A 5178-nucleotide genomic window follows, 5' to 3' on the forward strand; every position below is an offset into this window, starting at 1 on the left:
GTCCATCACGTCGCAAAGAATAGCTGTATAAAGAGTGTTTTTTAAATATTCATGTGTATATTCCATAAAAGTGCCCCCGCCTTCAGCGTTCACTTAGCGGCTTCGATCATTTTGAGATACGAGTCGCCGTGTTTCGCGATGTAGGCGTCCCGGACGCTCTGCGTGGCTTTGACGAACCCCTCGAAATCCGTTACTTCGTTGAATTTTACGTTGTGTTTTTCGAGCTCTTTAATGACGGAAGCCAGGTAGTTGGGCCAGATTTTGGTGCGATAGGCGACCCCCGCTTCCGCCCCCGCTTCCATGACGGCCTTTTGCTGGTCGGGCGTCAGGCTGTCGAAAACGGGCTTGCTGATGACCATCAGGTCCGGAGTGATGAAATGCTGGGTCCAGGAATAATAATCTGAAACCTCGTAAAGTTTCAGAGCGTAAAGAGTCGTGGGATTGTTTTCCCACCCGTCGATGACGCCCTGCTGCAGTGCGCTGTAGACTTCGGCCTGAGCCATCGGCGTCGCGATTGCCCCCATGGCGTTCAACGTGTCGACCATGAGTTTGCTGTCCATAACCCGAATCTTGAGGCCATTCAGGTCCGCCGGGGTGTTGACCGCGCGTTTGTTGGTGATGACGTTCCTCGAACCCGAGTTGGCCCAGCTCAGAAACACCATATCAATGTCGTTCAACTGTCTGATCATGGTATTGCCGAATTCCCCTTCGAGGGCCCTGAACATATGTTTTTCATCTTTGAAAATATAAGGAAGACTGAAAACTTCCCAACTGTCAAGGAATTGTGAAATGGGGCCGGAGGGCAGAAATCCCGCTTCAATGGTTCCCATCTGAATGCCTTCGATGCTTGCGATTGTGTTGCCAAGCTGGTCGCTTCCAAAAGACTTCGCCGTAAGCGCGCCATTGGTCTTTTCCATCAGGAGTTTGCCGAAAAGGTTTCCCATGTCGTGTGCGGGGTGTCCTTCAGGAAGCGTCATGGTCACTTTGAACAGCTTTGGTTCCGCCATTGCGGCCCCGCAAAAAACGCCCGCCAGAATGCCCGTCAGGCACAACGCCAAACAAAATTTCCTCATAAAAACACAACCTCCCTTATGATTCGGGAATTATCCCGATTATTTATAGCCCATGAGGCCCGGAAGCCAGGTAATCAGTATGGGAAAAGCCGTAACGAGCGCGAGAACGAGAACCATCGCTCCGATAAAAATCAGGTAGGTATGGATGATTTCCTTCAGGGATGCCTTTGAAATGCCGATGGAAACGAAGAGAGAAATTCCCACCGGGGGAGTGCACTGTCCGATGGCCATGTTAACAATGGTCATGACGCCAAAGTGGATGGGGGATACTCCAAGGCGAGACGCCACGGGATACAAAATCGGAACCAGAATAATGATGATGGGGGCAACGTCCAGGAAGGTCCCCATGAAAAGCATCAGTCCGTTCATCAGCATCAGAATGCCAAAGGTGCTGGAAGTGGTACTCAGCAGAACCTCGGCGATTTTTGCCGGGATTTCCTCCGCCGTCAGTATCCAGCCGAAGGAAGATGCCGAGGCGACGCAAAAGACGACCACTCCGGTGGTCATCAGAGATTTTACGATAATTTCAGGAATTTGAGATAATTTGAGTTCCTTATAAACAAAAAAGCCTATGATGAAAGCGTAAATTGCGGCGATGACGGAAGCCTCCGTAGCGGTGAAAATGCCGGACAGAATCCCGCCCATAATGATGACCATGGTCATCAGGGCCAGGATGGATTCCCTGAAATAGGTCCAGCGCTCTCTCCAGCCAACCCGGGGTTCCGCAGTCAGGCGACGTTTTATCGCGAACATGTAACTGGTGAACATCAGAGCGAATCCCACCAGTATCCCGGGAATGACTCCTCCCAGAAACAATCCGCCGATGGAAATGCCTCCGGTGACGCCTAAAACCACCATGGGAATACTGGGAGGAATGATGATGCCGATAGCGCCTGCGGTGGCCATGACGCTGGTGGCAAAGTCCTTGCCGTAATTTTTTTTCTCCATTGCCGGAATGAGAATGCTTCCGATGGCGGCCGTGTCGGCGGCTGTAGAGCCCGAAACTCCGGCGAAAAACATGGCTCCAACGACGCTGATCATGGCGAGACCGCCCCGGATGTGGCCGACCAGGGAACTGGCGAAGGTGATGAGGCGCTTCGAAATTCCGCCGGAATCCATAAAACCCCCGGCCAAAATGAAGAAAGGAATCGCGACGAGGTGAAAGGTATCCACTGAACGATACATATACTGCGCTACGACAACGGGATTGCGCCCGCCCACCAGCAGGGCCACAGCTCCGGCCACGCCGAGGCAGAACGAAACGGGAACCTTGATCACCAGCAGGAGCACAAATATCAGAAATAACGTCCAGGCCATTTCAGTTTTTCCCCCGCAACGTTTGAATGAGATGGGTCAGGGTATGAAGCAGCATGCATCCACCGGAAAAAGGAAGACATAAAAATCCCCAGAAAATGCTGATCTGGAGCAGGCCGATGATCTGTCTGCTGTTTTTCCACATCAGGAAATTACCCTCCAGAACAAGGAAGATGCAAAAACCGAACACCGTTATATCCACGATAATGTCCAAAATCTTCTGCACGTATGGAGGAAAAAACAGAGTGAAAAGGTCTACCTGGAAGTGCGTTCTCCCCGCGAGGGCCAAAGAAGCTCCCACGAAACTCGTCCACACGAAAAGAAAAGTCAGGAGACCCTCCGACCAGGGGATGGGCGTCTGAATGACGAAGCGACTGAGGATTTGCAGCGCTCCCATCAGGATCATGACGGGGATGGCCAGGCAAAGGAGCAGTTTTTCTATTTTTAGTACCCATCTGTCCACTGTTGCAATACTGTCGAAAATAAAGGTCATTTTCATAACCTCCCTAACCTGAGCCGGATTTTTTTCAAAGATAAACAATGTCTAATTATGGACTGATTCATTTTCATTTTATTTCGTCGGAATCGTTCCGTCAAATTTATTCTTTAAATAATAGTAAAATTATATGTTTTATTTGTTATATTTTTGAAATGATAATTTTTTAATCAGGCTGTCCACTGTCTCATGGGCCGATTTTCTTCAGAGAATATGACCAAAATGCAGGATTCATTGAAATGTTATCGATGGGAATACACAATATTTATGAACAGTGTGGAATTTATTTTAAGGTCCATGCACATTAAACCTTTGAATTGAGTGATTCATTGATTCTGATTTTCTGTCAATATCCGTTGGATGTTGAAATAATTGAAATGACATCCTGCAGGCTTTCGACGACCTGCAAAACGAGTTTCTCCGCTTCGGGCGTCGGCGGCAGAAGGTCGGGGACCAGAATGGAGCGAATGCCCGCCCGGTGCGCCGCGAGAACGCCGGTGCAGGTGTCTTCCAGAACGAGGGATTCTTGCGGGCCGGCCTTCAGCTGCTCCAGTGCCGCGAGGTAGATGTCCGGTTCCGGTTTTCCCCGCATTCCGTCGCCGCAGACGATGACGTCGAAGGTGTGGTTCAGGCGGGCGTGCTCCAGATAGAAGGTCACGAGGTCTCGGGTGCTGGACGAACCGAGGGCCGTTTTGATCCCCTTTTCTCTCAAAAAGGTCAGCAGTTCTTTCAGCCCTTTTTTCACGGGGGTGCCGTTTTTTTCGATATAGTCGAAAACCCAGGCGATCCGGTCTCCGCGGATGGCGTCAAAGTTGAACCCTTCTCCGAAATGCGCCGTCATCAGTTCTCTGCTGGTTGCCATGTGGATGCCGATGTATTTTCGGGCGTATTCCTCCGTGATCTCGAATCCGTGCAGCCTGCCCGCCACGGCCCACCCTTTCAGGTTGAGAGCCTCCGTGTCGAACATCAGGCCGTCCATGTCGAAGAGCACGGCTTTGACTTCCGTTGTGCGCGCTTTTTTCTCAGTCTGTGCCACAGGTCCTTCACTCCTTAAACCTTAAAGAAAAACGAAAAGCGGGAACGTTCCCTTTTGAGGAACGCCTCCCGCGTCTGGAACTTCAAAAATTATAGCAGATTATGTAACCGTGTCCTAAAAAAAGACGCTTAACGCTGATAAGTGAAGCATAAAAATTTATGCGGAAAAGGGCCAAAGGCTCCAAACTTCAGAATCGATATTCCGGCCTCAGTTGTATTTTGCCCACAGTTCCGTCCACTTCTGCTGAATTTCGCTCTTGTGCTTCGCGAGGTAATCCTGATCTTCCGGAACGACTTTGATGGCGCTGTAATCCACCAGATTCGGGTTGGTGCTCTTCAGGTTCGCGTTGGCCGGACGGGACGAGGACCTTTCGGCGTATCCCCTCTGGCACTCCTCGGAGGTCAGCCACTCGATAAAGGCCTTGGCCTGCTCCAGGTGTTTGGCGTTTTTGACGATGGCCGACGCGAAGGGCGAGGCCGTGGTCCCCTCCGACATGTAGACGATCTTCACGTTCGTGGCGCCGGACTGAAGAAGCTCGATGCAGACGTTTTCGTAAGTCAGCCCCACCACGTACTCGCCCTCGGCTACCTGACGGTATACGGCGGAGGAACTGGTGGTGGTGACGCCGTTCAGGTTCTGGATGAAGGCCTCCAGATAATCCCAGGACGCCTTGCTCTCATAGCCGCCCATGACCAGAAGCTGAGTGGACAGATGCCGCCACGCGGAGGAGCTGGAGGTGGGATCCGCGTGAATGATCTTTCCCTTCAGGACCGGGTTGAGCAGGTCGGCGTAGCCTTTGATCTCCACGCCCAGTTCCTCCGCCAGCTCCGTGTTGACCAGAAGATTGATGGTCTGGATCATGAAGTTGTTGAAAACGCCGTTTGCGCAGCGATATTCCTTTGGGTACTCGCCGTCGTGGCTGGAGACGTAAGGCGTCCACAGATCCGGATATTTGTTGTAGTCGGAGGGGGTGAGCCCGCCCCACATCACGTCCCCCTGGGGGTTTTCCTTCTCCGCGGAAATTCGGGACAGGCACTCCCCGGCGGAGCCGGAAATGATGCTCACTTTGACGCCGGTTTTTTCCTCGAAGGGCGGAATAACCCGCGCAATGTTGGCGTCGTCTGTGGTCGTGTAAATCACCAGCTCGCCTCCGATTTTCCCGTCCGCCGCCCCGGCGCGGCCCGTCATGACGAACAGAACCGCCGTAAGCGTCAGAATACACAGACTTATCACTTTTTTCCCATGCAAAGCTCTCATCC

At 51.9% G+C, this 5178-nt stretch carries 5 protein-coding genes; all 5 read right to left on the reverse strand.

Translation table 11 applies throughout. The features are described 5' to 3' along the window. Nucleotides 1-89: 89 nt before the first annotated feature. Nucleotides 90-1073 (reverse strand): TRAP transporter substrate-binding protein, encoded by a 984-nt coding sequence (locus LBR61_02455; GenBank protein MDR1730934.1) that lies wholly within the window; start codon nucleotides 1071-1073, stop codon nucleotides 90-92. A gap of 39 nt (nucleotides 1074-1112) precedes the next feature. After that, on the reverse strand, nucleotides 1113-2390 hold the full coding sequence (locus LBR61_02460; GenBank protein MDR1730935.1) for a TRAP transporter large permease: 1278 nt from the start codon (nucleotides 2388-2390) through the stop codon (nucleotides 1113-1115). Between the two features lies 1 nt (nucleotide 2391). Then, nucleotides 2392-2880, reverse strand: a complete 489-nt coding sequence (locus tag LBR61_02465; protein ID MDR1730936.1) for a TRAP transporter small permease — start codon at nucleotides 2878-2880, stop codon at nucleotides 2392-2394. A 349-nt stretch (nucleotides 2881-3229) separates the two neighbouring features. Then, on the reverse strand, nucleotides 3230-3919 hold the full coding sequence (locus LBR61_02470; protein MDR1730937.1) for an HAD family phosphatase: 690 nt from the start codon (nucleotides 3917-3919) through the stop codon (nucleotides 3230-3232). A 207-nt stretch (nucleotides 3920-4126) separates the two neighbouring features. Beyond that, the coding region (locus LBR61_02475) for an extracellular solute-binding protein (protein MDR1730938.1) at nucleotides 4127-5178 on the reverse strand (1052 nt) is incomplete at its 5' end.

The organism is Synergistaceae bacterium (assembly GCA_031272035.1).
Taxonomy (GTDB): domain Bacteria; phylum Synergistota; class Synergistia; order Synergistales; family Aminobacteriaceae; genus JAISSA01.